A 25,669-nucleotide genomic window follows, 5' to 3' on the forward strand; every position below is an offset into this window, starting at 1 on the left:
AATTCGATCTCTTGTTTCCGGTCACCGACTGGCCTGTCTCCACGGGGAGTTGTGATCGGAGTCACGCGTCCGGAGGGCGCCGCTCCGGCTGACCGGTCGGTCAGCCGGGGACGGCCCCGGCGGGCGGACGTCAGCTGAGCGTGACCTGCCGGTTGGTCAGACCGCCGCGCGCCCGGCGCTCGTCGTGGGTGAGCGGGGCGTCCGCGGCCAGGGCCTCGGCGAGCCGCTCGGCGAACTCCGCGGCCGGCTTCTCGACGTCCTGCGCGGTGATCTCGCTCGGCAGGTCCCACACCGGCACGGTGAGCCCGTGGGCGCGGAAGGAGCCCACGAGCCGGGTGCCCTCGCCGAGGGACGACCGGCCCGCGGCGTGCAGCCGGGCCAGGGCGTCCAGAAGGCGCTCCTCCTCGTGCGGCATGACCCACCGCAGGTGGTTCTTGTCCGGCGTCTCGCACCAGTAGGCGGCGTCGACACTCTGCAGCCGGACGGTCGGGATGGCCGCGGCGTTGGCCCGCTCCAGGGAGGCGGTGACGTCCGGCGTGGCGTTGTCCGGGTCCGGCACCCAGAACTCGAAGCCCGAGTGCACCTCCGGCTCGAAGGGGCCCTCGGGTGCGAGCAGATCCTGCAGCCGGGGGCCGTCGGCCGGAGCGCGGCGGCCCTGCACCGGGGTGCCCGGGTCGGCGGTCAGCGCCCGCGCGAGGGTGTCGGCGAGGTCGCGGCTGATGTCGCCGGACGCCGTGTCGTTCTGCAGGCCGAGCAGGACCGAGCCGTCGTCGCGGCGCAGGGCGGGCCAGGCCATCGGCAGCACCGTGGCCAGCGTGACGGAGGGGACGCCCTCGGGCAGGCCGTCCCGCAGGGTCAGCCCGACCGTGGCCGCCGGCACCAACTCCCGCAGTGCCACCCAGTCGCACTCGCCGGGCAGCCCCTCGAACGGGCGCTGCACCAGCGCGGTGGTGGCCTGGGCTGCGGTCCGGCCGTGACAGGCCTTGTACCGCCGGCCGCTGCCGCAGGGGCAGGGCTCGCGGGCGCCGACGACCGGGACCTCGGCGTCGTCGAGCTGGGGCCGCTTGGCCTTCGTCTGGGGTCGCTTCTTGGCCATCGTGGGTGTCTCCCGGTTACGGCTCTACTCGTACGGCGCGAGCCTAGCCGTTCCGGACCCGGCCGACGGGACCCTGTGGACGACGGGCCGCCTGTGGACAACTCGCCGTCGCCCGCCAGGGCCTGGTGCCCGCCCCGGCCCGCCCGGAGCACGGGCCACCGGATCAGCCGAGGTCGTCGAAGGCGTCCGCGAAGTCCAGGCCGGGGATCTCCGAGACCGCCGGTGCCGAGATCCGGGCGGCGAAGTCGTCACGCCGGTGCCCGGCGTCCGGATCGTGCACGTCGCCGTGGACGACGACCCAGACCGTGACCTCTCCGCGGGCGTCGTCCCGTACGCCCCAGTCGTCGGCGAGCGCCGTGATGATGTTCAGCCCGCGGCCGCCGTGCGCGGTGACCGAGGGGGTCGCCGGAGCCGGGCGGGTCGGGCCGCCGCCGTCCGTGACCTCCACGAGCAGCCGGCCGCCCGCGTCCACCTGCCACGCGGCGCGGACGTCGCCGTCCCCGGCCAGGGCGTCGCCCAGCGGCCGGCCGTGTTTGCAGGCATTGCTCAGTAGTTCGGAAAGGACCAGTACGGCGTCGTCGATGACCGATTCCGTCACACCGCCTCTGCGCAACTGATCACGCATGCGGTGTCTTGCTTCCCCCACGCCCGCAGGGCCATGGGGCACGGCCATGCTCGACGACGTGGGCACCTCCTGTGCCACCACCAACGCCACCCCCGAGACCTCCTTCGCCCCACGCCACGGTGTGGATGCCCCATCGCTCCGAGCCGGAAACCGGCCGATCCCCGTACGGTGACGCATTCGACACGGTCGAACACGCACCGAACGCGCCGGAGCACTCCCCGTAATCGCATGGCTGGATCTGATCGGTCCGGCCGAGACCGGAGGATGGGGCAGCGGGGCCGCCGGGTCAAGAGCGGCGGACGATCCGACGTCCCGGGCGGTCGGCGGGTCGCGGTCCGGACGGTGCGGCGGTCCCGGTCCGGGCGGTGCGGCGGTCCCGGTCCGGACGGTGGGCCGGTCAGCGGCCGGGGCGGTTGAGGTGGTCCAGGACCGCGCGCGGCCGGTTGGTGATGATGGCGTCGACGCCCAGGCCTGCGCAGAGGTTCACGTCGGAGGTCTCGTTCACCGTCCACACGTGCACCTGGTGACCGGCCTGTTTCAGGCGCTCGATGTACGCGGGGTGATTGCGGACGATCCGCATCGAGGGGCCCGCGATCCGGACACCCGCGGGCAGCCGTCCGTCGCGCAGCCGGGGGGAGACGAACTGCATCAGGTACACCGTCGGCAGCGTCGGCGACGCCGCCCGCACCCGGTGCAGCGACCGTGCCGAGAAGCTCATCACCCGCACCGGGGACTCCTCGGCCGAGGCCGGTGCGTCCAGTCCGAACCGCTTCAGGAGCAGCAGCAGTCGCTCCTCGACCTGTCCCGCCCAGCGGGTGGGGTGCTTGGTCTCGATGGCCAGCTCCACGCGCCGCCCCGCGTCGGCGACCAGTTGGAGCAGCCGCTCCAGCGTCAGTACGGAGGTCTCCTCGCGGTCCTCCGGCCGGTGCTCCCAGTCGGGCTGCTCGTCGCGCGTGCGCCAGAACTCCCGGGTCCGGCGCGCGCCGAAGTCCAGGGCGGCGAGATCGGCGAGCTCGAGCGCGGACACCGCGCCGCGACCGTTCGACGTACGGTTGACGCGCCAGTCGTGGACGCAGACGAGGTGGCCGTCGGCGGTCAGGCGGACATCGCACTCGAGGGCGTCCGCCCCGTCCTCGATCGCCTTCCGGTACGCGGCCAGCGTGTGCTCGGGGGCCTCCTCGGAGGCTCCGCGGTGGGCGACGACCTGAATCCGGTGCTGTCGTGCGTGGGTCACCGCGTCATGGTGCCACCGCGGGCGGGTAGACGTGCCATCGGCGGAATCGGCAACGCGTCCGTTTAGTCTTGGATGACCTATGTAAAGAACGGTCGGGGACGCACAGCAACGGCTTATGGTGCCCTGACGGCCCGTGGGAAAAGCTGATGGCATACAAAAACACCGGCACATCCGCATCGCGCCGGACCGTGGAGCAGCGCGTGAGCGTGGCTGAGCGCGACCAGGGTGAGCGACAACCAGCCGTGGAACGAGGAGAGAAGCTGTGAGCACCGAGAACGAGGGCACCGCGGTACCCCCGGCCCCGTCCGCACCTCCCGTGCCGGTGGATGCTCCCGCTGCCTCCGCCCAGCCCCAGCCTCCCGCCCCGCACACCTCCCACCCGGCCCCCGGGTCCCCCGAGGCCCCGGCGTCCACCCCCGAGGCCCCGGCGGCTCCCCCCGCCCAGGCCCCGGCCCCGGTGACCCGGGCCCACCAGGCGCCCCAGGACCAGCCGGCCCCCCAGGGCGGCGAGGGCCCCCAGGCCCCCACGGCTCCCGACGCCTCGTGGCCCCCGCCCCCGCCGCCGGGCACCCCGGCCCAGACGCCGACGTACGGCGCGGGCGGCGGCGAGGGGTTCGGTCATGGCAACGGCAACGGCAACGGCAACGGCAACGGCTTCGGTCACGGCGACGGCTTCGGTCACGGCGACGGCCCGGGTAACGGCCCGGACGAGGGCGCCGGTGGCGGAGCGGGTGGCTGGGGAGCCTCGTACCAGCAGCCCGCCCCGAAGCCGGGCCGCGGACGGGGTGGTCTGGTCGCCGGTGTCCTGATCGCCGCGCTGGTCGCGGGCGGCCTGGGCGGCGGGCTCGGCTACACCCTGGCCAGGAACAACGACGGGAACGGCTCCACCACGGTCTCCGCCTCCGACACCGGCGGCTCCGTCAAGCGCGACGCGGGCACCGTCGCCGGAGTGGCCGCCAAGGCGCTGCCCAGCACGGTCACCATCCAGGCCGAGGGAAGCAACGGCGAGGGCGGCACCGGCACCGGGTTCGTCTTCGACAAGGAAGGCCACATCGTCACCAACAACCACGTGGTGGCGGAGGCGGTCGACGGCGGCAAGCTCAGCGCGACCTTCCCCGACGGCAAGAAGTACGACGCCCAGGTGGTCGGTCACGCCCAGGGCTACGACGTCGCGGTCATCAAACTGGAGAACGCCCCCTCGGACCTGAACCCCCTCCCCCTCGGCGACTCCGACAAGGTCGCGGTGGGCGACTCGACGATCGCCATCGGCGCCCCGTTCGGCCTGTCCAACACGGTGACCACGGGCATCATCAGCGCCAAGAACCGCCCCGTGGCCTCCAGCGACGGCAGCGCCGACAGCAAGGCCTCGTACATGAGCGCCCTGCAGACCGACGCGTCGATCAACCCGGGCAACTCCGGCGGCCCGCTGCTGGACGCGCAGGGCAACGTCATCGGCATCAACTCCGCGATCCAGTCGTCCAGCAACGGCAGCTTCGGCACCGGCCAGGCCGGCTCCATCGGCCTGGGCTTCGCGATCCCCATCAACCAGGCCGAGTTCGTCGCCCAGCAGCTGATCGAGAACGGCAAGCCGGTGTACGCGAAGATCGGCGCCTCCGTCTCCCTGGAGGAGACGACGAACGGTGCCAAGCTCACCGAGCAGGGCGTGGGCGGTTCCGACCCCGTCGAGAAGGGCGGCCCCGCCGACGACGCGGGCCTGAAGCCCGGTGACGTCATCACCAAGCTCGACGACCGGGTGATCGACAGCGGCCCGACCCTGATCGGCGAGATCTGGACCCACAAGCCCGGCGACGAGGTCACGGTCACCTACGAGCGCGGCGGCAAGCAGCACACCACCGAGGTCACCCTGGGCTCGAAGGTCGGCGACGACTGATCCACCCCGTTCCCCGCACGACCGCCTCCTTCGCCACCGGGATCCGCCCGGTGGCGAAGTGCGTAGTACAGGTGGTCGGCTGAAGTGCGCTGTACAGGCGGTCAGATGACGACGACCCGGCGCCCGCGCGTGTGACCGGCCCGGCTGTCGACGTGCGCCGCCGCGGCCTCGGCGAGTGAGTACGACTTCTCGACCGGGATGTGCAGCCTGCCCCGCGCGATCAGGTCGACGGCCTCGGCGAGCGCCGCCGGCATGCTTCCGGCCACCCCGGAGAACCGCACGCCGAACTCGGGCGCCCCCAGGTCGGCGATGCTGACGACACTGTCCGCGTTCCCGGTCAGCTCGACGAGCTCGCGAACGACCCCCGAGCCGGCCAGATCGAGAGCCGCGTCGACGGGACCGAGCCGCCGCACCCGCTCCACCCAGCCGTCGCCGTACGTCGTGGCGAGGGCGCCGAGTTCGCGCAGGTACTCCTGGTTCGCGGCGCCGGCCGTACCGATCACCCTGATGCCGCGGTCGCGGGCGATCTGCAGCACCGCCGAACCGACTCCCCCCGACGCACCGCTGACCAGGAGCGTCTGCCCGGGCCGCACACCGACCTCGCGGACGACGCGCAGCGCGGTCTCCACCACGGAGGGGTACCCGGCCGCCTCCTCGAACGACAGCCCCTCGGGCATCCGTGCCCAGGCCCCGAGCACGGCGAACTCGGCATACGTACTGCTGCCCTCGCCGAACACCCGGTCGCCGACCTCGACCCCCGTGACCCCCTCACCGACCTCGTCCACGACCCCGGCGGCGTCGATCCCGACCCCCGAGGGCAACTCGACCGGATGGGCGCCCAGAACCTGTCCCTCCCTGATTCTCCAGTCGACGGGATTCACGCCCGCCGCGCGCACGGCGACGCGTATCTCGCCGGGGCCCGGACGGGGCTCCTCGGCGTCGACGAGTTGCAGAACGTCCGGACCGCCGAATTCGGCGAAGCTCACTTTCCTCATGCCGCCGAACGTAGCACTAACGGATAGCTTTTCATAACGGTTATGGTTTCGTACCTGCTAGCCTGCCGGGCATGACCGTGCAGCAGTCCGGCCGTCGTGAGCGCAAGAAGGCCGCGACCCGTCAGAAGATCGCCGACACCGCGCTGCGGCTCTTCCTGGAACGCGGGTACGACGCGGTGGGCATCCGTGACGTGGCCGCCGAGGCCGACGTGGCCGTCACCACGCTCTTCTCCCACTTCGCCTCGAAGGAGGCGCTGGTCTTCGAGCAGGACGAGGACTTCGAGCACCGCCTCACGCGGGCGGTCACCGACCGGTCCCCGCACGAGCCGCTCATCCCCGCGCTCCGCCGCGAGATCCTGGCCCTGGTGCGGCACTGCACCGCCGACAGCGCCGCCCCGGTCTGGCGCATGATCGACGCGTCCCCCGCCCTGCGGAAGTACGACGAGTCGGTCCGCCTGCGCCACGCGGACACCCTCGCGCGGGCCATCGCCGCCGACCCCGACCTGACCCGGAGCGAGACGGCCGCCCGCACCATCGCGCGGTTCGTGATCGACGCCTACTCGCTGTCCCGCGAGGCCCCCGATCCGGAAGCCGCCCTGGACGAGATCTTCCCGATGATCGAGGCCGCCTGGGAGGCCGCCCGCCCGCCCCGCCACACGTGAGCCCCGCCCGCCGGACGCTGCCGGTAGGCTGTACCCGCTCCGCCCCGGCGGGACGGTGCACGGGTGGGTTGCCCGAGCGGCCTAAGGGAACGGTCTTGAAAACCGTCGTGGCGCAAGCCACCGTGGGTTCAAATCCCACACCCACCGCGTAGGTGAGCGGCCCCCGGCCAGCAGGTTGGTCGGGGGCCGCTGCCGTGCGTCCTGCCCGTCAGTGACCGCGGTTCCCCCCGATTCGCGTCCCGACCTCAACCGGGCGGTTCGTCAGGTCCGAATCCCGGCGTCGGGCAGGGGAGTTCGTTCGAGGGCTAGGCAGTTTCGTTTGGATCACCGGGCGGACCAGAGGAAGATGCCCGCGATGTGGAGTCCGGCCAGGTAGATGGTGGCGGTCTTTTCGTAGCGGGTGGCGATACCACGCCACTGCTTCAGGCGGTTGATGCACCGCTCGACGGTGTTGCGCTGCTTGTAGGTCTCGCGGTCGAAGGCCGGTGGCCTGCCGCCCCGGCTGCCCCGACGTAGCCGGTGTGCGCGCTGGTCTGCGGGGACGGGGATCACTGCCCGGATGCCGCGCTTGCGCAGGTGCTCGCGGATCGCGCGGGAGGAGTACGCCTTGTCGGCCAGGACCAGGTCCGGCCTGGTGCGGGGTCGTCCTCGTCGGCGGGGAACGCGCAGGCGGGCCATGACGTCGGTGAACGCGGGTGCGTCACCGGCCTGGCCTGCGGTGAGAACGAACGCCAGGGGCCGGCAGCGGGCGTCGGCAGCGAGGTGGATCTTCGTGGTCAGTCCGCCGCGGGACCGGCCGATGGCATGGTCGGTCGGCTCGCCGGCCGGGGCCCCCTTTTGCGGGCTCCGGCCGCGTGCTGGTGGGCCCGCACGATGGTGGAGTCGACCGAGACGGCCCAGTTGAGGTCCTCGTCCGCGTCTGCCTGGGCGACCAGGGCGGTGAAGACTCGCTCCCAGGTGCCGTCGACGGCCCACATCCGCAGCCGGTTGTAGACCCCTCGCCAGTTGCCGTACTTCTCCGGCAGGTGAACCCACTGCGTGCCGGTCTGGAACTTGTAGGCGATCGCGTCGATCACCTCTCGATGGTCTCGCCAGCGACCACCTCGCCTCGGCGTCCGGTCCGGGAGCAACGGCTCAATCCGCGCCCACTGCGCATCAGTCAACGGCACACCCGAACCAACGACCGACTGATCCAAACGAAACTGCCTAGTGGTCGATCTGCCCCGTGGGCACCTCAGGCCGCCATCAGCGCCGCCAGGGCGCGGTCCATCGCGGCGTTGAACTCCTCCGGCGTGAGCGGCAGCCGGGACTTGATGTCCCGGCTCCACTGGTCGGCGAGGACCTCGGCGGAGCCCGCCTCGACACCGTCGAGCGCCGCGTCGGCCAGGTCGGACGGAGCGATCTTGTCCACGGACCAGCCCGCCGCCATGTCGGTGTCGGCCAGGCCGAGGTGTACCGCTGTGACGAGCGTGCCCTGCCCGGCGAGCTCCAGGCGGACGCCGTTGGTCATGGCCCAGGCGGCGGCCTTGGTCAAGTGGTAGGAATTGGCGCCCGCGCCCCCGAACCACGACATGGCGGAGAGGACGTTGACGACAGCGCCCCCGCCGTTCCCGGCCAGCGCCGGCGCGAACTCCCGGATCATTCCCAGGTGGCCGAACATGTTGGTTTCCAGCTCGTGCCGCACCGTATCCAGCGAACCGGTCACCAGATCGGTCCCCGTACTGATTCCCGCGTTGTTGACGAGGAGCGTGACGTCCGGGGCGGCCTCGGCGGCGGCCCGCACGGATGCCGGATCGGTGATGTCGAGGGGCAGCACCTCGACCCCGGGCAGGTCCACGGTCTCCGGTCGGCGGGCCGCGGCGTAGACCTTGTGGGCGCCCCGTTCGAGCAGGCGCCGGGCGAAGGCGCGGCCCAGGCCGCGGTTGGCTCCGGTGACAAGGGCGACGGAGTTGTTGATGTCCATGCCCGGTACGCTAAAACCTGACGCTGACGTCAGAGGCAAGTGCCGACCGTGAGAACCGGGACGAGAGGAATCAGCATGACCGTCACGGAGACCGCGGACGAGCGGCTGCTCCGCATCGGCGAGGTGGCACGGGGCGCCGGTGTCTCGGTACGCGCCGTGCGCTACTACGAGCAGCAGGGGCTGCTCACCGTCGAGCGCAGCCCGTCCGGCCAGCGCCTCTACCGGCAGGACACCGTCCTCCTGGTGCGCTTCTTCCAGCAGATGTTCGCCGCCGGTCTGACCAGTCGAAGGATCGCGGAACTCCTTCCGTGCTGGGACACCGGGCACACCGACACCGAGCAACGAGCCATGCTGCGCGCCGAGCGCGACCGCATCCAGGCCAAGGTCGACGAGCTGCAGGCCGCCCTGGACCGCCTCGACGAGATCATCGCGATCACGGACACGCACCCGTAGGCGCGGTCAGGGATGGTGGCCCGTCATACGGGCCGCCGAGGCGATGGTGGCGCGGGCCTCGCGGTCGGTCAGGCCCGTGGTGCGGGCGGCTTGCAGCAAGGGGGTCAGGAGGGCCGGGCCGATGCCGTTCTCGTAGGCGCGGCAGGCCGCCCAGAAGAGGCGGGTGTTGCGCTGGCCCTCCTGCGCGGCGAGGACGAACTGGACGAGTCCCCGGCCGCCCGCCACCGGCTCGCCCGATGCCGATGCGCCGCCCCCGGTACGCCGCACGGGAGGTGGGAGCAGCAGCCGGAGCAGTGCGGGCGGGCAGAGGGCCGGGGGCAGGTGGGACGTGCCCGGGGCGGTCGTGTAGCTGCCGTGGCGGGTGCGGGAGCCGGGGCCGACCAGGTAGCCGCCGGCGCCCCGGACGTCGATGCCGGGGGCGAGGCGGCCGGCCGAGTTGGGGACGACGTGGTCGGGTGGGCCGGTCAGCCAGAGGTGGCGGCCTCCGCTGGGGGTCAGGACGACGACCGTGGGCGGGATCGTGAACAGGTGGCGCAGGGCCAGTTCGCGCAGGGCGGTCGAGGAGCCGGGGTCCGGCTCGCCGGGCCTCGTGTCCAGGTCGATGCCGATCAGGTGGTGCGGCGGCAGACCGCAGGCGATGCCGTAGCCCGTGGCCCAGGGGGCGGCGGCGAACAGGGCGCGGATGCGGGCCGGGTCGGTCGAGGCGTCGTGGACACCGTGGCCGAAGCGGCCGCACTCGCCGTGGCAGGTGACGGGCCCGGGGGTCGGGGCGCGGCGGTGGGGGGAGCGCAGCGCGGGGAGCTTGGTCCGGGCCAGCGGGATGACGGCCAGTCCGCGTTCCGCGGCTGACAGGGCGTGTGCGAGGGCCAGCGTCGTGGCCTGCCGGTCGGTGGTGGCCATGGGTCTATGTTCGTACGCATGTTCGAGAAAGGGAAGGGTGAGGGGTGCGACGCGCCGGGGAGGGCGGGTCGGGGAGAAAAAGTGGCGGAACGCTTCACCTCTTGTGGGGCTTGGGGTGGGGTTGTCCGTGCTGTGGGCGGGTGATGCGAAAGGGAAGCAAAGGGGTTTATCGACTTGTCCTCACGCTTGAGGGCGAATCGGTGCTTCCGGGGTGGTTCGCCGGGGTTCGCTGGGCAATTCTGATCACGCGACGTCGTGCACAGCGTCGAGGCGGTCGGCCAACTGCCTTGGCACCAGTCCTGGTTCACGTACTTCACGCGTTGTCGGCTGAAGCCGGTGCGCACTTGTTCTGGAGGAACAACATGGCAAGCATCCGTACCGCCCGTGTCGTCGCCGCCGTCGCCGCCCTCCCGCTCGCCGCCGCTCTCTTCGGCGGGGTGGCGACGGCGGACAACGGCGCCTTCGCGGACGACGGATCCAGCGCGACCGCCGCCAGTGCCAACGCCGGCATCCTCGGCAGCGGCGTCGGCGACGACAACAACGGCAACTCGTCCACCACGCAGCAGCAGGCGGTCGGCTCGGGGGCGTCGAACCAGAGCAACACCGCGCAGGTCGACGGCTCGGCGTTCACGGCGATCAATCAGGGCAACGAGAACGTGGCCGTCAGCTTCTCCCCGCTGTGGTGGTGAGCTGAGGGGTCGGCGCGGGTGCGCTGCCGCGCCGGCCCCTCGGTTCCTTGTGCGGGTGTGCTTCATGGGGTCGCAGTGCGTCGGGGCGGCGGTACTTCGGTACCGTCGCCCTGGCGTTTTCGCCTGTCCCCGGGCCCCGTTCGCCCGTCCCCCGGGCAGCCGCCTCGCCCGTCCCCCGGGCAGTTCCTTCGCCCGTCCCCCGGGCAACCCTCAGGGGCAACCCGCAGTACCCCTCCTCCCCCGCTCCACCTACAGGAGGTGGGGCCAACACCACCCCTACAACCTGAGGGGGACTCTCCTTCGGGACCTGCGGCCGATCCGCCGGGTGCCCCCTCGCTCATAGCGTTGAGCCATGACCGCACCTGTCTGCACCAGCGCTTCGAGCGCCGCCACCGCCATGGCGCCGGCCACGGCGCCGCCCCCGGCCCCGATCGTGGCAACGGGCCCGGCCCTGGCCACGGCCACAGCAAGGACGCAGACCTTCCCGTACCCGTCGTTCTCCTCGTACGTGAAGGCCCGCCGGCCGGTGCTGCTGCGTACCGCCCGCTCGCTCACCGCGAACCCGAGCGACGCGGAGGACCTGCTGCAGACCGCGCTCACCAAGACGTACGTGGCCTGGGAGCGCATCGAGGACCATCGCGCCCTGGACGGCTATGTGCGCCGGGCGCTGCTGAACACCCGGACCTCGCAGTGGCGCAAGCGCAAGGTCGACGAGTTCGCCTGCGACGAGCTGCCCGAGCCGGAGCCCGTGCCAGGCGGCGAGGACCCGGCGGAGCGGCAGGCGCTGCACGACGCGATGTGGCGCGCGATCATGAAGCTGCCCGCACGGCAGCGCGCCATGGTCGTCCTCAGGTACTACGAGGACCTGAGCGAGGCCCGGACGGCGGAAGTGCTGGGTGTTTCCGTGGGCACCGTGAAGTCGGCGGTCTCCCGGGCCCTCGGCAAGCTCCGCGAGGACCCTGAGCTGGGGTTTGTCCGGTCCTGAGCCGGGCCGCAGACGCCCTGGGCCCGATCGCGTGAACCGTCCCGCCCACTGATCGATCGCCCGGGACTAGTGACATACCGCGCGGTATGTGCGCAGAATCAGCGCATCCCTTACCGCCGCGTAGGCAATGTCGCCCCGGGAGGACACCGTGCTGAGCACGATGCAGGACGTACCGCTGCTGATTTCGAGGATCCTGACCCACGGGTCGACCATCCACGGCAGCTCGCAGGTGACCACCTGGACCGGTGAGGACGAGCCGCACCGCCGTTCCTTCGCCGACATCGGCGCCCGCGCCGCCCAGCTGGCGCACGCCCTGCGCGAGGACCTCGCGGTCGACGGCGACGAACGCGTCGCCACCCTCATGTGGAACAACGCCGAGCACGTCGAGGCCTACTTCGCGATCCCCTCCATGGGCGCGATCCTCCACACCCTCAACCTCCGCCTCCCGCCCGAGCAGCTGGCCTGGATCGTCAACCACGCCGCCGACCGGGTCGTGATCGCCAACGGTTCGCTGCTGCCGCTGCTCGCCCCGCTGCTGCCGCACCTGAAGACCGTCGAGCACGTCGTCGTCACCGGGCCGGGCGACCGCTCGCTGCTGGACGGGACCGCCGTCCAGGTGCACGAGTACGAGGACCTGATCGTCCCGAAGCCCACCACGTACGACTGGCCCGAGCTGGACGAGCGGGCCGCGGCCGCCATGTGCTACACCTCCGGCACCACCGGCGACCCCAAGGGCGTGGTCTACAGCCACCGCTCCATCTACCTGCACTCCATGCAGGTCAACATGGCCCAGTCGATGGGCCTGACCGATCAGGACACCACGCTGGTCGTGGTCCCGCAGTTCCACGTCAACGCCTGGGGGCTGCCGCACGCCACCTTCATGACCGGCGTGAACATGCTGATGCCGGACCGCTTCCTGCAGCCCGCGCCCCTCGCCGCGATGATCGAGGGCGAGCGGCCCACGCACGCCGCCGCCGTCCCCACCATCTGGCAGGGCCTGCTCGCCGAGCTGACGGCCAGGCCCCGCGACGTCTCCTCGCTCACCCAGGTCACCATCGGCGGCTCGGCCTGTCCCCCCTCCCTGATGGAGGCGTTCGACGCGCTCGGCATGCGGGTCTGCCATGCCTGGGGCATGACGGAGACCTCGCCGCTCGGCACCATCGCCCGGCCGCCCGCCCACGTCGTCGGGACGCCGGAGGAGTTCGCCTACCGCCTCACCCAGGGCCGCTTCCCGGCCGGCGTCGAGGCCCGCCTCACCGGTCCCGGCGGCGAGCGCCTGCCCTGGGACGGGGAGTCCGCCGGTGAGCTGGAGGTGCGCGGCAACTGGATCGCCGGTGCCTACTACAACGGCCCCGGCGCGGAGCCGCTGCGTCCCGACGACAAGTTCAGCGAGGACGGCTGGCTGAAGACGGGTGACGTCGGCACCATCTCGCCGGACGGCTTCCTCACCCTGACCGACCGGGCCAAGGACGTCATCAAGTCCGGCGGCGAGTGGATCTCCTCGGTCGAGCTGGAGAACGCGCTGATGTCCCACCCGAACGTCGCCGAGGCCGCCGTGGTCGCCGTCCCGGACGACAAGTGGGGCGAGCGCCCGCTGGCCACCGTCGTCCTCAGGGAGGGCGCCACCACCGACTTCGCCGCCCTGCGCACCTTCCTCGCCGAGGACGGCAAGATCGCCAAGTGGCAGCTCCCGGAACGCTGGACCCTCATCGAGACGGTGCCGAAGACCAGCGTCGGCAAGTTCGACAAGAAGGTGCTGCGCAGGCAGTACGCCGACGGCGGTCTCGACGTCACCCGTCTCTGACCGGCGCGGGTACGAGGATGCCGGTCGGCGGGCCCCACGGCCCCCCGCCCGGCGCCCCCTCCGCCTCTCCCGCCCTCACCGCGCGGTACGGGGCGTGCGCGCAGTCCGCGCCGGGCGTACGGCCGTGGCCGTCCACCCCAGCACCAGCCACGCCCCCGCCACCGCGCACACGCCGCCCCAGCCCCAGTGACCGAACGCGGGCCCGGTGAGGGCCGAGGCCAGCGCGCCGCCCGCGAAGCCGGCGACGACGTAGGCCGTGTTGGCGGTGGCCGGGGCCGAGGTCGTGGTCAGGGCGAGGGTCTGGTTGGCGACGTGGGAGGCGACCAGGGCGGCGTGCACCAGGACGGCTGCCGCGCACAACGCCGCCATCACCTGCCCGCCCAGCCAGAACAGCGGCACGGAGAGCGCGGCCAGCGCGTACGCGGACCGTACGACCTTGGCGGCGCCGAACCGGTCGACCAGGCCCCCGGCGAGCGGTGCGACGACGCTCGCCGCCAGCCCGAACAGCCCGAACAGACCGGCCGCGGCGGTGGTCATGCCGTACCTCTCGTCCCCCGTGAGGAGCAGGGCGAGCGAGGTCCACAGGGCGCTCCAGGCGCCGTACATCCCCGCCTGCCGCACGCACGCCCGCCACAGGTCGGGCGAGCGGCGGACCAAGCCCGGTATCGCGACGAGCCCCGCGAACAGCGGCCCCCGCCGCTGCCGCCGCTCCACCGGCAGGATGTACGCCGTCGCCAGCCCCAGTACGGCGGTCAGGACGGCGGCGCCCACGAACACCGTGCGCCAGCCGAAGGCCTGCCCGGCGAGACCGCCGACCACCCGGGCCGCGACGACGCCGGTGAACAGGCCCGCGATGACGGCGGCGACGTGCCGGGCCCGGCGGTCGGCGGGGGCGCGCTCGGCGACCAGCGGGACGAGCAGCTGCGGTACGACGGTCGCGGCCGAGGCGACCAGGACCGCACCCGCGAGCGCGCCGGTGCTGGCCGACGCGGCGGCGGCGAGCAGGGCCGCCGTGGCGACCAGCGAGAGGACGGCGACCAGGCGGCGCCGGTTCACGCTGTCGCCGAGCGGGGCGAAGAAGAGCAGGCCGGCCGCGTACCCGAGCTGCGCGACCGAGGCGAGCCAGGCGACCGCCGACGGGGTGGAGCCCATGTCGTGGGCGATGAGGGGGAGCAGCGGCGCCGCGAGATAGATGTTGGCGGCCGTGACGGCGGTGCACAGGGCGATCAGGGGGAGGAAGAGCCGGGCGACGGCACCGGACGGTCCGGTTCCGGACGGACCGGCGGGGCCGGGTGGGTGCACGGGGGCGGTGCTTCCGGGGCCGGTCTGCGGCGACGTGACGGAAGCGGCGGGCGATGACGGCATGGGCGGACCGACTCCTTCGAGTGCACACCAGCTAACAACTAACTGGTTGGTTGGAGGCAACCCCGGGAGTCTGTCCCGCATTCCCGAACCCTGTCAACCAAATAGTTGGTTACCGCTCGGGGCCCCGTTACCCTGGCCCCATGGCAGCAAGGGACCCCGAGGCCACCAAGGCCCGGATCTTCGAGGCGGCGGTGGCGGAGTTCGCCCGCCACGGCATCGCCGGGGCGCGCATCGACCGCATCGCGGCCGAGGCCAGGGCCAACAAGCAGCTGATCTACGCCTACTACGGCAACAAGGGCGAGCTGTTCGCGTCCGTCCTCGAGAAGAAGATGCTCGACCTCGCGATCTCCGTCCCCGTCGACCCGGACGACATCGAGGGCTGGATCGACCGCCTGCTGGACTACCACGCCGTCCACCCCGAGCTGCTGCGCCTGCTCTTCTGGGAGGGCATGGAGTACGGCACCGCCGAGCTGCCCCACGAGGCGGAACGCCAAGCGCACTACGCCCGCAAGGTCGCGACCCTGCGGGACGGCCAGGAACGCGGCGTCGTCACCGACGCCATCCCGGCGCCCGACCTGCTGTTCCTGCTGGTCGCGATGGCCAACTGGGCGGTCGTCGTGCCCCAGATGAAGCGCATCCTCGTCGGCGGCGAGGACGGCGACGGCGACCGGCTGCGCGACTCGATCAAGAAGGCGGCCCGTCGGATCGTCGAACGGTAGGTCCGGGCCGCCGGGCCCTCAGTTGGTCCCGATCCGCGACAGCAGCTCGACGATCCGGGACTGCACCTCGCCGCTGGTGGAACGCTCCGCCAGGAACAGCACCGTCTCGCCCGAGGCGAGGCGCGGCAGGTCGTCCTGGTCGACGGCGGCGGTGTAGACGACCAGCGGGGTGCGGTTGAGCTGTCCGTTGGCGCGCAGCCAGTCGATGATCCCGGCGGACCCCTCCTGGCGCCGCTGCACCCGCATCAGGTCCATCACGACCAGGTTCGGCCGGAACTGCCCCGCCAGCGTCACCGCGTCGGCGTCGCTCGCCGCCCGCGCCACCTGCATCCCGCGCCGCTCCAGCGTCGCCGTCAGCGCCAGGGCGATCTCCGCGTGCTCCTCGATCAGCAGCACGCGCGGCGGGTGCTGCTCGCTGTCCCGGGGCGCGAGCGCCTTCAGCAGCACGGCGGGATCCGCGCCGTAGGCCGCGTCCCGCGAGGCCTGTCCGAGACCGGCCGTGACCAGCACCGGCACCTCGGCCGCCACCGCCGCCTGCCGCAGCGACTGCAGCGCCGTACGGGTGATCGGCCCGGTCAGCGGGTCCACGAACAGCGCGGCCGGGAAAGCCGCGATCTGCGCGTCCACCTCCTCGCGCGAGTTCACGATCACCGGCCGGTAGCCGCGGTCGCTGAGCGCCTGCTGCGTGGAGACGTCCGGCGCGGGCCACACCAGCAGCCGGCGCGGGTTGTCCAGCGGCTCCGGCGGCAGCTCGTCGTCCATCGGCTGCGGACGCGGCGGGTCGGCCACCTCGACGGCCCCGCCGGGCCCGTCCAGCGGCTCGGGCCCCTCGGCGGCGTCCCGGTCCGGTGCCCCTATGGCGTACGACCGTCCGGCGCCCTCGGTGACCGGCGCGAGCCGTCCCTGACCGCCGGCCAGGGACGGCTGCTCCTGGGGCTGCGGCGGGGACTGCTTCTTCGGCTGCGCGGTGGGCGGCGGCGTGGTGGGGGGCAGCGCGCCGGGCGGCTGCTCCGCGGCCGGGTGCGGGCGGGCCGACTGCGCCGCGGCGCCGGCGGCCGGGTCGGGCGGCGTGCCCAGCTTGCGGCGTCGCCCACCGCCACCCGGCTGGTGCGGGGCGGGTGTGGCCGACGGTTGCTGCACCTGGACCGCCTGCCGGTTGAACGGCACGCCCTGGCCGAGGGTGCGCACGCTGATCGCCCGGCCCTGCGTCGAGTTCGGGTCGACGGGAGCGGACGCCTCGGCGGGCAGCGGCTGCGCCGCGCGCGGGGCGGGCGCGTTCTCGGGCGGCAGCGGCGTGCCCCGGCTCGGCGTGGTGGCGGGGACGCTCCGGGGGGCCGCCGGAGCCGCCGGGGCGGCGGGCGCGGCGGGCGTGGCAGGCGTGGCCGGAGCCGCGGGGCCGACGGCCGCGCCGGGCGGCACGGGCGGTACAGGCATGCCGGCGCCCTGGGTGTCCCCGGCCGCGGGCCAGGACTGGGGCTGCGGCTGGGGCTGAGGCTGCGGCGCGGGCGCCGGCCGGCCGGGGGCAGCGGGCGCCGCGGTGCCGGGGTGCGGGATGTCGGGCTGCGCGGCGTCGGCACCGGCTGCGGCGGGCCGGGACTCCTGCGCCTCGGCCGGAGACGGCACCGGGGCTCCCTGCACCGGCGTCGGCGCCCCCTGCGCGGGGACGCCCTGCGCGGGGGCGTGCTGCGCCGGGACCGGCGCCGGTTCCCCGGTCGGCCGGGGGGTGGCGGCCCGGCGGCGGCGTCCCGTGGGCGCCTCGGCGGGGTGCGGCTGCGGCGGCGTGTGGTCGTCGGCCCGGTCGTGCGGTACGGCGTCGTGACGACCGTCGTCGGGCAGGGCGTCACCGGGAGCGGCGGGCCCGGGTACGGGAAGGGGACCGGGGACTGGAAGGGGCCCGGTCGGCGCCTGCCCCTGAACGCGAGCCGGGTCCTGGCCCTCCGGCGCCGCCTCCGCCGTACCGTCGGACGGACGGTCCGCGTCGGCGGGCGGCAGGGCGAACACCTGGCGCGGAGCGGCCTCCTGCGCCGCGGCACGTTCGTTCGCGGAGGCGAGGGCGCGCCGCCGGCGCCCCGTCGGCCGGTCCGTGTGCGCGGGGTCTGCGGAAGCGCGGTGCGCGGGATCCGACTCACCGGCCTGCGCGGGCAGGGCCGGGGGCAGCGCGTGCTGCTCTCCGCCGTCCTGCCCGGCCCGGCGGCCGGCGGCCGGCGCGGGCACCCCCTGCGGGGGTACGGTCCCGCCCAGCCCGGTGTTGGACGCCGCGGACCCTCCGCCGTGCTCGCCGGCCATAACGACGGCACCCTCGGACACCCCGGCGGGCGCCCCCTGCGCTGCCACGGCGACCTCGGTACCCGGACCCTCGGCGGGCCGTCCGCGCCGGCGCCCGGTACCACCGGCCCCGGCTCCCTCACCGGGACCCGCCTGCGCGGGCACGGGCAGTGGAGCCGAAGCGGCGCCCTGCTCCGGCGCCTGCACCTGTCCCCGAGCCTGGATCTCGCTCTCGGCCTGCGCCGCGCGCCGCCTGCGCCGCCCGGTCGGAGCGGCCTTCTCCGCCTCGGGCCCGGCACCGCCCTCGCCCGGCGCACCCGCGACCTCGCTCTCCAGGAACGCGTCGACCGACGCCCGGCGCGCCCGCCGCCGCCCGCCCCCGGGGGCCGGCTCCCGCACGGCCACGGCGTTCCCCGCGCCCACGCCACCGGCACCCTCGGCAGGTGCGACGGAAGCCACCTCGGTGCCCGGGGCGGCGACCGCACCGGCCCCGCCCCCGATCGGCACCTCCAGCACGAACGCGCTGCCGCTCATGCCGGGCACCTCGTGCGTCTGCAGCACGCCGCCGTGCGCCCGCACGATCCCGCGCACGATCGGCTCGTGCACCGGGTCCCCGCCGGCGTACGGCCCGCGCACCTCGATGCGCACGACCTCGCCGCGCTGCGCCGCCGCGACCACGACGGTGTTGTCCAGGTATCCGCCCGTCGCCGACACGGGCGAGTTGCCGGTCGCGTCGACGCCCGCGACGTCCGCGACGAGATGGGCGAGCGCGGTGGCGAGGAGCCGGGGGTCCACCTCGGCCTCGATCGGCGGCGCGTGCACGGCGAACTGCACCCGTCCCGGCCCGATCAACTCCACAGCCCCGTCGACACCCGCGGCGACGACGGCGTCGAGCATCACCTTCGTACGGGCGACCTGCTCGTTGCCCACGTCGAGGCTCTGGTAGCCCAGGACGTTGTCGATGAGGGTGGTGATGCGCGAGTAGCCGGCCGACAGATGGTGCAGCACCTGGTTGGCCTCGGGCCACAGCTGCCCGGCGTCGTCGGAGGCCAGCGCGGCCAGCTCCTGGCGCAGCTCGTCCAGCGGCCCGCGCAGCGAGTCGCCCAGGAGGGTGAGCAGCTGCTCGTGCCGGCCGGCGATCGCCTCGTACCGGTCCTTCTCCCGCTCGCCGAGGGCGGCGTAGCGGTCGGCGTCCGCGGCGAGCTCCTCCGCGTGCTTCTCCCGCAGCTCCTCCAGCTCGGCGACGTGCCGCTGGCGCAGCGCGGTCAGCTCGGAGGCGTGCTCCTCGGCGAGCCGCTCCAGTTCCTCGGCGTGCCGCTGCTCCGCCTCCTCGTGCTCCTTGACGAGGGCGTCGTAGGGGCGCCGGTCGGTGAAGGTCATCACGGCGCCGACGAGCTGGTCGCCGTCGCGCACGGGGGCGGTCGTCAGGTCGACCGGCAGCTGGTCCCCGCTCTTGGCGAACAGCACCTGCCCGCGCACCCGGTGCTTGCGCCCGGAGCGCAGGGTGTCGGCGAGCGGCGACTCGTCGTACGGGAACGGCGAGCCGTCGGCGCGGGAGTGCAGGACCAGGGTGTGCAGCTCGCGGCCGCCCAGTTCACCGGCGCGGTAGCCCAGGATCTGGGCGGCGGCCGGGTTGACGAGGACGATCCGCCCGTCGGTGTCGGTGCCCACGACGCCCTCGGAGGCGGCCCGCAGGATCATCTCGGTCTGCCGCTGCGAACGGGCCAGCTCGGCCTCGGTGTCGACGGTGCCGGACAGGTCGCGGACGACCAGCATCAGCAGCTCGTCGCCGGTGTAGCCGTAGGTGTCGTAGGCCTGCTGGCCGGTCTCCAGGTTGGCGCTGGTGACCTCGACCGGGAACTCGGAGCCGTCGGTGCGCCGGGCGACCATCCGGGTCGGCTTCGTACGCGCCCGCGGATCGATGTGGTCCGGCCGCCGCATGGACCCGGGGATCAGCCGCGAGTCGAACTGGGGCAGCAGATCAAGGAGCCCCCGCCCGACCAGCGCGGTGCCCGGCGTCTCGAACGCCTCCAGCGCGATGGTGTTCGCGTTGACCACGGTGCCGTTGGCGTTGACCAGGACCAACGCGTCCGGCAGCGCGTCCAGTATGGCTGCGAGGCGAGCAGCGCCTCGGGATGGCCTGCTGCTCACGAGACGCTTCCCTCCTGTTACCGCACTTGCCGACCGCCTGGGCCATCTTGCCAATCGGCCCGCGGCGTGTCACCCGAGGGAGTCTAAGGGTTGGGGCCCGGCGGGCGGGGTGGGATGGGACGTAGGTCGCACGAGGAGGTGGCGTAGAACGTGTGACCGGTGACCGTCGGGCCGAGCAGGCGTCGCCGTCCTTCCTCTAGGACCGGGCCGGTCCCCCGAGGTCGGGCAGCAGCGGCACCATGCGGTCCCAGCGGGAGATCTCGCAGCCGTCGCGGCGGTCGTACGTCGCGTCGACGGGGCGGCCGGCCCAGACGCCGGTGACGTGCGCGGTGGCCGGGCCGCCGTACTGCATGGTGCAGACGCTGCCCTCGGGCACCGGCGCGAAGGCGTCCCGGCCCCACCGGGTGTCGCCCTCGACGACGGCGCAGGCGCCGTCCGGGTCGGGGTGGTCGCCGCCGGCGGGGTGGCAGGACAGTTCGTACGTGCCGTCGAAGCCCGGGCCGGCGTCGCGGACGGTGACCGTCAGGTGGCCGCCGTCGGGAACGCCGGGACCGGGTACGACGGCTGCGGCCGGGTGCGCGGCGCAGACGGAGGCGAGGGCGGCGGCGGACAGGGCGGCGGCGCCGAGGAGGCGGGCGGCGGGGGTGCGGGAGACCTGGAACATGACCTGACCAACGCGCCGGCCGCCGCGACGTTGCGCCTGCGGCCGCGGAGTACGCCGTGCGGACGCGCGACGTCCGGCGCGGCCACGCCGTAAGGGCTTTGCCCTGCGGCCTGCCCGCCTAGTACCGTGGGGGCCGATTGGTGACAGCGCGCTCAACTGTGTCATCATCGGCACGCGCCACTCGCGCTCGCACGCGAGATGGTGATGTTGTCTGGAGGCGTCGCCTAGTCCGGTCTATGGCGCCGCACTGCTAATGCGGTTTGGGGCTTACACCCCATCGAGGGTTCAAATCCCTCCGCCTCCGCACGATCACCGAAGCCCCGGCCCGCACGGCCGGGGCTTCTGTGTTGTCCGGCGGGCCTCAGCGGGGCGTTTGCGCAGGTCGCAAGGGGTGCGGCCAATGGATTTCACATGACGGCGGCAGTCATGTAATGTTCTTCCTGTCGCCGCGAGCGGGCCGGAAGGGCCGGGAGCGGCGGTAAAACTGAAAAAGACAAGCACTCGTAGCTTAACGGATAGAGCATCTGACTACGGATCAGAAGGTTGCAGGTTCGAATCCTGCCGAGTGCACAGTGAATCGGAAGCCCCGTGGAGATCTCCACGGGGCTTCTGTTCTGCTCTTGCCTATGCTTTCGCCTTCTCCTCGGACGCCAAGGCGGGGACGAGTTCCCGCAGGGGTGGGCCGCCGCGCAGGCACCACAGGGCGATGACCGGGTCGCAGATCGCGCAGCCGAGGGACGAGTCGTGGGCGAAGGGGAGGATCGGGTTGCCCTTCAGGTGGTGTACGACGTCCCACGCGGTGTGCAGCAGCCAGCCGATGCCGATGTACGTCCAGGACGTGAGGCCCCGGTAGGCGACGTACAGCATGAGCGCGCCGAACGGGAGCTCCCAGGCGTCGAGGCCGCCGCCCGAGAAGTAGACGCCCCCGGCCCCGGCGATCCCGAGGGCGTTCAGGGGGCGGCGGTGCGGGTCCGGGACGAGGGACAGCAGCAGGACGACGAGGAGGCCGATGCCGATCGGCACGACGTAGGGGAGGAGGCCGGCGAGGTTCATGCGGGCACGCTATGCAGGACACGGGGGGTGTCCCAGTGGCGTGAGTGACAGGTTCCGACGGATTGTCGCCGAGGGTCTCGACGGTCATGTGCCCCTGGAGTCGGGCGACACGGCCCGTGCGCCGGCCGACCGGACGTGAGTACGGTCCGCAACTGTGTCTAGGGTGTGCGCATGTTGAGAGGACCAGTCTTCATATCCGACCGGACGATATCCGACCGGCCGAGCCTCGACGGAGGCCGACGGTGAACAAGCCGCTGAGGGCCGTGGCCATCTTCTGCGGGCTCCTGGTGCTCGGCCTGCTGATCCGCGCGAACTGGCTGCAGTACGTCCGTGCTCCGGAACTGGCCTCCGACACCAAGAACCGGCGGGTGCAGATCGAGCAGTTCGCCACGCCGCGCGGTGACATCGTCGTCGGCGGACGGGCCGTCACCGGCTCCAAGGAGACCGAGAGCACCGACCTCAAGTACAAGCGCACCTACGTCGACGGGCCGATGTACGCGCCGGTGACCGGGTACGCCTCGCAGGCCCAGGGCATGACGCTGCTGGAGAAGACCTACGACTCCATCCTCACCGGCAAGGACGACCGGCTGGCCTTCCAGCGGTTCGCCGACGTGGTCAGCGGCGAGGGGCGGCGGCCCGGCTCGGTGGTCACCACCATCGACCCGAAGGCGCAGAAGGCGGCCTGGGACGGGCTGACCGACCTGAAGGGCGCACGGGGTGCCGTGGTCGCGCTCGACCCGCGGACGGGGAAGGTGCTGGCGCTGGTCTCGGCGCCCTCCTACGACCCGTCGGTGTTCGCGGGCAACACCTTCAAGGAGTCCGACCGCTTCGTCGCCCTCGACAAGAAGAAGAACAAGCCGCTGGCCAACCGCGCGCTGCGGGAGACCTACCCGCCGGGCTCCACGTTCAAGATCCTCACCGCGGCCGCCGCGCTCGAGCACGGCATCGTCACCGACGTCGACGCCCGCTCGGACGCCGTCTCCCCGTACCCGCTGCCGCAGTCCACCAACAAGATCGGCAGCGAGGCCGGCGACGCGGTCTGCAACAAGGCCTCGATGAAGACCGCCATGCAGTACTCCTGCAACAACGTCTTCCTCGACGCCGCCTCCAAGCTGGGGCAGGACAAGATGCGCGAGACGGCCGAGAAGTTCGGCTTCAACGAGGACGTCTACTCCGACGACTTCGGCGACCTGCTCGCCACCAAGAGCCTCTACCCCGAGAACCTCGACAAGCCCGGCACCGCCCTCACCGGCATGGGCCAGGGCAGCCTGACCAGTACGCCGATGCAGATGGCCATGGTCACCGCCGGGATCGCCAACGACGGCAAGGTGATGCAGCCCTACATCGTCGACGAGGTCAAGGGCCCGGACCTGGACACCCTGGAGAAGACCGAGCCCGCGACGATGAGCGAGGCCGTCTCCGCCGAGACCGCGCAGAAGGTCCAGGAGATGATGGAGTTCACCGCCAAGGAGGGCAGCGCCCGCCGCGCCCAGATCGAGGGCATCACGGTCGGCGGCAAGACCGGTACCGCCCAGCGCGGCGTCGACGTCAACGAGAAGGTGCCGTACGGCTGGTTCGTGTCCTACGGCAAGAAGGACGACGGGTCCTCCGTCGCCGTGGCCGTGTTCATCGACCCGACCGACATGGACATCTCCCGCGAGGACATCTCCGGCGGCGGGCTCGGCGCGCCCATCGCCAAGCGCGTGATGGAGGCCGTCCTCAAGCAGTGACGCCGGGGACGCCGGTGCGGACGGCGGCGGGTACGGTTCTCGTCGCGTCGTAGGCCTCGCGGGCCCGCTCGACCGCCGTCAGCCGCCGTTCCGTCCAGCGCGCGAGGTCCCGGACCTGTTCGGCGGCCTCGCGGCCGAGGTCGGTGAGGGAGTAGTCCACGCGGGGCGGGATCACCGGCTTGGCGTCCCGGTGGACCAGGCCGTCGCGCTCCAGGGTCCGCAGGGTCTGGGCCAGCATCTTCTCGCTGACCTGCCCGATTTCGCGGCGCAGTTCGCTGAAGCGGTGCGGACGGTCCAGCAGGGCGATCAGGGCCAGGGTGCCCCAGCGGCTGGTGACGTGCTCCATGAGCAGGCGCTCGGGGCACATCGGTTCACTTTCTGCCATGACCGTACGGTACGTCCGGGCGGGCGCTCACCACGGGTGAGTGTCCGCCCGGACGCCGTTCGGACGTCGTCCCCGGCCCCCGTGTCGTTGTCAGTGGTGCCCTCTACTGTCGGTGGGGATGGCACAGGCATGGAAGTGCGCGGGGCTGCGGTGGGCGGCGGACGGCCCCGTGCTGTCGTGGGTCGGGGGCCGGCGCAGTGCGCTGGTCCGGGGGAGGCGGGTGGCCTTCGCGGTTGCCGAGGGGGGTGTGCGGACCTGCGTGGGGGCGCGGGGGCACGCGTGTCCGGTGCGGGCGGGTGTGCCGGGTCGGAGCACGGGGGCGCGGTGCGAGGAGTGCGCGCGCCTCGACCGGGCCCACTCCGTGGCCGCCGACACCGTCGCGGACGATCCGCGGCCGTACCGCGTCTATCTGGCGTGGTTCGGGCCGGGCCTGGTCAAGGTGGGGATCACCGCGTACGAACGGGGTTCGGCGCGGCTGCTCGAGCAGGGGGCGGTGTGCTTCGGCTGGCTGGGCCACGGGCCGCTGATGGCCGCGCGCCGGACCGAGGAGCTGCTGCGGGCCGCGCTGGGCGTGCCCGACCGCGTCCCGTACGCCCACAAGCGCGCCGTGCGGGCCGCGCTGCCCGCCTCGGAGGAGGAACGGGCGGCCGAGATCGCCGGGTTGCACGCACGGGCGGTCGCGCTGGGCGGGTGGCCGGAGGCGCTGACGCCGGAGCCGTTCCGGGCCGTCGACCACGCGGGGGTGTTCGGTATCGGCGGTGCGGAGCGCGGGCCGGCCGCCGCGGCGGAGGTGACCGAGCTGGTGGCGGGCGGCGCGATCGGGGGCGAGCTGGTGGCGGCCGCCGGGCCGGATCTGCATCTGGCGACGGAGCGCGGGGTCGTCGTCCTCGACACCCGGCTGATGACGGGGTGGGAGCTGGTGGCCGCCGGGGGCGAGCCCTGCGCGGTGCCCCTGCGGGAGCTCAAGGGGGCGGCGGGGGTGCAGGACGGCCTGTTCTGACCACTCCGCGTCCCGAACCCGATGCCCCGGCCCGTCGTTCCCGTCGTTCCCCTCGCCCCCTTGTTCCCCGGAGCACGGGGCGCGATCGTGACCCCATGAGTGATCACGAAGCCGGGCGGGTCCGCCGGTTCTGGGAGGAGCTCGGGCTGCCCGGGCTGGTCGACGTGCACACGCACTTCATGCCCGAGCGCGTGCTGCGCAAGGTCTGGGCCTACTTCGACGCCCTCGGGCCGCTGACCGGCGGCGTCGAGTGGCCGATCACCTACCGGCAGGAGGAGGACGAACGCGCCGAGCTGCTGCGCGCGTTCGGGGTGCGGGCCTTCACCGCGATGCTCTACCCGCACAAGCCCGGCATGGCCCAGTGGCTCAACGACTGGGCGGTGGACTTCGCCCGCCGCACCCCCGACTGCCTGCACACCTCCACCCTCTTCCCCGAGCCGGGCGTCGAGGCGTACGTCCGCCGGGCCGTCGAGGACGGGGCGCGGGTCTTCAAGGCGCACGTGCAGGTGGGGGCGTACGACCCGGCCGACGCGTTGCTCGACCCGGCGTGGGGCGTGCTCGCCGAGGCGGGGGTCCCGGTCGTCGTCCACTGCGGTTCGGGTCCGGCGCCCGGCAAGCACACCGGGCCCGAGCCGATCGCCCGCGTCCTGGCCCGCCACCCCCGGCTCCGGCTGGTCGTCGCCCACATGGGCATGCCCGAGTACGAGGACTTCCTGGACCTCGCCGAGCGGTACGGCCAGGTGCGGCTGGACACGACCATGGCGTTCACCGACTTCAGCGAGCGGCTCGCGCCCTTCCCGCACCGTGCGCTGCCCCGGCTGGCGGGTCTCGGCGACCGCGTCCTGCTCGGCACCGACTTCCCCAACATCCCGTATCCCTATCTGCACCAGCTGCACGCCCTGGAACGGCTGGGCCTGGGGGAGGCGTGGCTGCGCGGTGTGTGCCACGACAACGCGGCTCGGCTGTTCGGGCTGCCGGGCGTCGGCTGAGAGGGCCGCGCCGGTTTCTCAGAGAAATCACAGGTTGGGGAAAGGACCCTC

22 protein-coding genes and 3 tRNA genes are annotated in these 25,669 nt (G+C 73.1%); 13 read left to right on the forward strand and 12 right to left on the reverse strand.

All coding sequences use genetic code 11. From position 1 onward, the window contains the following. Positions 1-130: 130 nt before the first annotated feature. From D1J63_RS18800 to D1J63_RS18810, 3 genes are all read right to left on the reverse strand, one after another. Positions 131-1,096, reverse strand: coding sequence for a DUF5926 family protein (locus D1J63_RS18800; protein WP_125630158.1), 966 nt, complete (start codon positions 1,094-1,096; stop codon positions 131-133). 163 nt (positions 1,097-1,259) lie between these two features. Continuing rightward, entirely contained in the window at positions 1,260-1,898 is a 639-nt protein-coding gene (locus D1J63_RS18805) for an ATP-binding protein (protein ID WP_102927911.1), read from the reverse strand. Between the two features lie 220 nt (positions 1,899-2,118). Then, the gene (locus tag D1J63_RS18810) at positions 2,119-2,955 is read right to left on the reverse strand and encodes a glycerophosphodiester phosphodiesterase (protein ID WP_125630160.1); all 837 of its coding nucleotides are present in this window, start codon (positions 2,953-2,955) and stop codon (positions 2,119-2,121) included. 262 nt (positions 2,956-3,217) lie between these two features. Between D1J63_RS18810 and D1J63_RS18815 the strand changes: the two genes are divergently transcribed. Continuing rightward, positions 3,218-4,846: a trypsin-like peptidase domain-containing protein gene (locus tag D1J63_RS18815; RefSeq protein ID WP_125630162.1), complete on the forward strand. Its 1,629-nt coding sequence runs from the start codon at positions 3,218-3,220 to the stop codon at positions 4,844-4,846. 101 nt (positions 4,847-4,947) lie between these two features. Here D1J63_RS18815 and D1J63_RS18820 read toward each other — a convergent pair whose 3' ends face one another. Next, positions 4,948-5,841, reverse strand: a complete 894-nt coding sequence (locus tag D1J63_RS18820; protein ID WP_164712883.1) for an NADP-dependent oxidoreductase — start codon at positions 5,839-5,841, stop codon at positions 4,948-4,950. A 71-nt stretch (positions 5,842-5,912) separates the two neighbouring features. Here D1J63_RS18820 and D1J63_RS18825 point away from each other — a divergent pair, with 71 nt between their 5' ends. Both D1J63_RS18825 and D1J63_RS18830 read left to right on the forward strand, forming a co-directional pair. Further along, positions 5,913-6,503, forward strand: a complete 591-nt coding sequence (locus D1J63_RS18825; protein ID WP_125630165.1) for a TetR/AcrR family transcriptional regulator — start codon at positions 5,913-5,915, stop codon at positions 6,501-6,503. Positions 6,504-6,565: 62 nt separating this feature from the next. Next, positions 6,566-6,650 (forward strand) — tRNA-Ser (locus D1J63_RS18830). Between the two features lie 177 nt (positions 6,651-6,827). Here D1J63_RS18830 and D1J63_RS18835 read toward each other — a convergent pair. Together D1J63_RS18835 and D1J63_RS18840 are read right to left on the reverse strand one after the other, a co-directional pair. Continuing rightward, a protein-coding gene (locus D1J63_RS18835) for an IS5 family transposase (protein WP_241235487.1) occupies positions 6,828-7,699 on the reverse strand; the annotation gives its coding sequence in 2 pieces (ribosomal slippage) (positions 6,828-7,339 and positions 7,339-7,699; 873 coding nt in all). Positions 7,700-7,737: 38 nt separating this feature from the next. Next, a complete protein-coding gene (locus D1J63_RS18840; protein WP_125630167.1) occupies positions 7,738-8,466 on the reverse strand; it encodes an SDR family oxidoreductase in 729 nt (242 codons plus the stop codon). Positions 8,467-8,541: 75 nt separating this feature from the next. Here D1J63_RS18840 and D1J63_RS18845 point away from each other — a divergent pair, with 75 nt between their 5' ends. After that, on the forward strand, positions 8,542-8,919 hold the full coding sequence (locus D1J63_RS18845; protein ID WP_125630169.1) for a MerR family transcriptional regulator: 378 nt from the start codon (positions 8,542-8,544) through the stop codon (positions 8,917-8,919). A gap of 6 nt (positions 8,920-8,925) precedes the next feature. Here the strand turns inward: D1J63_RS18845 and D1J63_RS18850 are convergent, their stop codons facing one another. Beyond that, positions 8,926-9,819 carry a bifunctional DNA primase/polymerase gene (locus tag D1J63_RS18850; RefSeq protein WP_125630171.1) on the reverse strand — a complete coding sequence of 298 codons (894 nt, stop codon included), beginning with the start codon at positions 9,817-9,819 and terminating at the stop codon, positions 8,926-8,928. Between the two features lie 362 nt (positions 9,820-10,181). Here D1J63_RS18850 and D1J63_RS18855 point away from each other — a divergent pair, with 362 nt between their 5' ends. The 3 genes from D1J63_RS18855 to D1J63_RS18870 all read left to right on the forward strand — a co-directional run bounded on the left by D1J63_RS18855 (position 10,182) and on the right by D1J63_RS18870 (position 13,297). Further along, entirely contained in the window at positions 10,182-10,508 is a 327-nt protein-coding gene (locus D1J63_RS18855; protein ID WP_125630173.1) for a hypothetical protein, read from the forward strand. 352 nt (positions 10,509-10,860) lie between these two features. Beyond that, complete coding sequence (locus D1J63_RS18865; RefSeq protein WP_164712884.1) at positions 10,861-11,493, forward strand: SigE family RNA polymerase sigma factor; 633 nt, start codon at positions 10,861-10,863, stop codon at positions 11,491-11,493. Between the two features lie 127 nt (positions 11,494-11,620). After that, a complete protein-coding gene (locus D1J63_RS18870) occupies positions 11,621-13,297 on the forward strand; it encodes a long-chain fatty acid--CoA ligase (RefSeq protein ID WP_125630175.1) in 1,677 nt (558 codons plus the stop codon). 75 nt (positions 13,298-13,372) lie between these two features. Here D1J63_RS18870 and D1J63_RS18875 read toward each other — a convergent pair whose 3' ends face one another. Next, positions 13,373-14,662: an MFS transporter gene (locus tag D1J63_RS18875; RefSeq protein ID WP_125630177.1), complete on the reverse strand. Its 1,290-nt coding sequence runs from the start codon at positions 14,660-14,662 to the stop codon at positions 13,373-13,375. Positions 14,663-14,802: 140 nt separating this feature from the next. Here D1J63_RS18875 and D1J63_RS18880 point away from each other — a divergent pair, with 140 nt between their 5' ends. Continuing rightward, positions 14,803-15,381, forward strand: coding sequence for a TetR family transcriptional regulator (locus D1J63_RS18880; RefSeq protein WP_125630179.1), 579 nt, complete (start codon positions 14,803-14,805; stop codon positions 15,379-15,381). Positions 15,382-15,399: 18 nt separating this feature from the next. Here D1J63_RS18880 and D1J63_RS18885 read toward each other — a convergent pair whose 3' ends face one another. Both D1J63_RS18885 and D1J63_RS18890 read right to left on the reverse strand, forming a co-directional pair. Continuing rightward, positions 15,400-19,797, reverse strand: coding sequence for a PAS domain-containing protein (locus D1J63_RS18885; RefSeq protein ID WP_125630182.1), 4,398 nt, complete (start codon positions 19,795-19,797; stop codon positions 15,400-15,402). Positions 19,798-19,993: 196 nt separating this feature from the next. Beyond that, a complete protein-coding gene (locus D1J63_RS18890; RefSeq protein WP_125630184.1) occupies positions 19,994-20,461 on the reverse strand; it encodes an SSI family serine proteinase inhibitor in 468 nt (155 codons plus the stop codon). A 213-nt stretch (positions 20,462-20,674) separates the two neighbouring features. Between D1J63_RS18890 and D1J63_RS18895 the strand changes: the two genes are divergently transcribed. Further along, positions 20,675-20,765 (forward strand) — tRNA-Ser (locus D1J63_RS18895). 193 nt (positions 20,766-20,958) lie between these two features. Beyond that, positions 20,959-21,031, forward strand: a tRNA-Arg gene (locus D1J63_RS18900). A 54-nt stretch (positions 21,032-21,085) separates the two neighbouring features. Here the strand turns inward: D1J63_RS18900 and D1J63_RS18905 are convergent. Beyond that, complete coding sequence (locus D1J63_RS18905; RefSeq protein ID WP_125630186.1) at positions 21,086-21,514, reverse strand: DUF6010 family protein; 429 nt, start codon at positions 21,512-21,514, stop codon at positions 21,086-21,088. Between the two features lie 242 nt (positions 21,515-21,756). Between D1J63_RS18905 and D1J63_RS18910 the strand changes: the two genes are divergently transcribed. Beyond that, the gene (locus D1J63_RS18910) at positions 21,757-23,244 is read left to right on the forward strand and encodes a penicillin-binding protein 2 (protein ID WP_125630188.1); all 1,488 of its coding nucleotides are present in this window, start codon (positions 21,757-21,759) and stop codon (positions 23,242-23,244) included. Here the strand turns inward: D1J63_RS18910 and D1J63_RS18915 are convergent. Further along, positions 23,234-23,629 (reverse strand): helix-turn-helix domain-containing protein, encoded by a 396-nt coding sequence (locus D1J63_RS18915; protein WP_125630190.1) that lies wholly within the window; start codon positions 23,627-23,629, stop codon positions 23,234-23,236. The genes D1J63_RS18910 and D1J63_RS18915 overlap by 11 nt on opposite strands. A 118-nt stretch (positions 23,630-23,747) precedes the next feature. Here D1J63_RS18915 and D1J63_RS18920 point away from each other — a divergent pair, with 118 nt between their 5' ends. Next, positions 23,748-24,629 (forward strand): DUF2797 domain-containing protein, encoded by an 882-nt coding sequence (locus D1J63_RS18920; protein ID WP_125630192.1) that lies wholly within the window; start codon positions 23,748-23,750, stop codon positions 24,627-24,629. Between the two features lie 95 nt (positions 24,630-24,724). Next, complete coding sequence (locus D1J63_RS18925) at positions 24,725-25,618, forward strand: amidohydrolase family protein (protein WP_125630194.1); 894 nt, start codon at positions 24,725-24,727, stop codon at positions 25,616-25,618. Positions 25,619-25,669: the final 51 nt, after the last annotated feature.

Origin of the sequence: Streptomyces sp. KPB2 (assembly GCF_003950055.1) — a bacterium.
Classification (GTDB): Bacteria; Actinomycetota; Actinomycetes; order Streptomycetales; family Streptomycetaceae; genus Streptomyces; species Streptomyces salinarius.

Excerpts from the sequence above, each read along its gene's own strand:
- D1J63_RS18925 (WP_125630194.1), top strand. The coding sequence starts at position 24,725 with ATGAGTGATCACGAAGCCGGGCGGGTCCGCCGGTTCTGGGAGGAGCTC.
- D1J63_RS18880 (WP_125630179.1), top strand. The coding sequence starts at position 14,803 with ATGGCAGCAAGGGACCCCGAGGCCACCAAGGCCCGGATCTTCGAGGCG.
- D1J63_RS18820 (WP_164712883.1), bottom strand. The coding sequence starts at position 5,841 with ATGAGGAAAGTGAGCTTCGCCGAATTCGGCGGTCCGGACGTTCTGCAA.
- D1J63_RS18825 (WP_125630165.1), top strand. The coding sequence starts at position 5,913 with ATGACCGTGCAGCAGTCCGGCCGTCGTGAGCGCAAGAAGGCCGCGACC.
- D1J63_RS18855 (WP_125630173.1), top strand. The coding sequence starts at position 10,182 with ATGGCAAGCATCCGTACCGCCCGTGTCGTCGCCGCCGTCGCCGCCCTC.
- D1J63_RS18875 (WP_125630177.1), bottom strand. The coding sequence starts at position 14,662 with ATGCCGTCATCGCCCGCCGCTTCCGTCACGTCGCCGCAGACCGGCCCC.
- D1J63_RS18870 (WP_125630175.1), top strand. The coding sequence starts at position 11,621 with ATGTCGCCCCGGGAGGACACCGTGCTGAGCACGATGCAGGACGTACCG.
- D1J63_RS18915 (WP_125630190.1), bottom strand. The coding sequence starts at position 23,629 with ATGGCAGAAAGTGAACCGATGTGCCCCGAGCGCCTGCTCATGGAGCAC.
- D1J63_RS18850 (WP_125630171.1), bottom strand. The coding sequence starts at position 9,819 with ATGGCCACCACCGACCGGCAGGCCACGACGCTGGCCCTCGCACACGCC.
- D1J63_RS18800 (WP_125630158.1), bottom strand. The coding sequence starts at position 1,096 with ATGGCCAAGAAGCGACCCCAGACGAAGGCCAAGCGGCCCCAGCTCGAC.
- D1J63_RS18905 (WP_125630186.1), bottom strand. The coding sequence starts at position 21,514 with ATGAACCTCGCCGGCCTCCTCCCCTACGTCGTGCCGATCGGCATCGGC.
- D1J63_RS18840 (WP_125630167.1), bottom strand. The coding sequence starts at position 8,466 with ATGGACATCAACAACTCCGTCGCCCTTGTCACCGGAGCCAACCGCGGC.
- D1J63_RS18845 (WP_125630169.1), top strand. The coding sequence starts at position 8,542 with ATGACCGTCACGGAGACCGCGGACGAGCGGCTGCTCCGCATCGGCGAG.
- D1J63_RS18920 (WP_125630192.1), top strand. The coding sequence starts at position 23,748 with ATGGCACAGGCATGGAAGTGCGCGGGGCTGCGGTGGGCGGCGGACGGC.
- D1J63_RS18805 (WP_102927911.1), bottom strand. The coding sequence starts at position 1,898 with ATGCGTCACCGTACGGGGATCGGCCGGTTTCCGGCTCGGAGCGATGGG.
- D1J63_RS18865 (WP_164712884.1), top strand. The coding sequence starts at position 10,861 with ATGACCGCACCTGTCTGCACCAGCGCTTCGAGCGCCGCCACCGCCATG.
- D1J63_RS18890 (WP_125630184.1), bottom strand. The coding sequence starts at position 20,461 with ATGTTCCAGGTCTCCCGCACCCCCGCCGCCCGCCTCCTCGGCGCCGCC.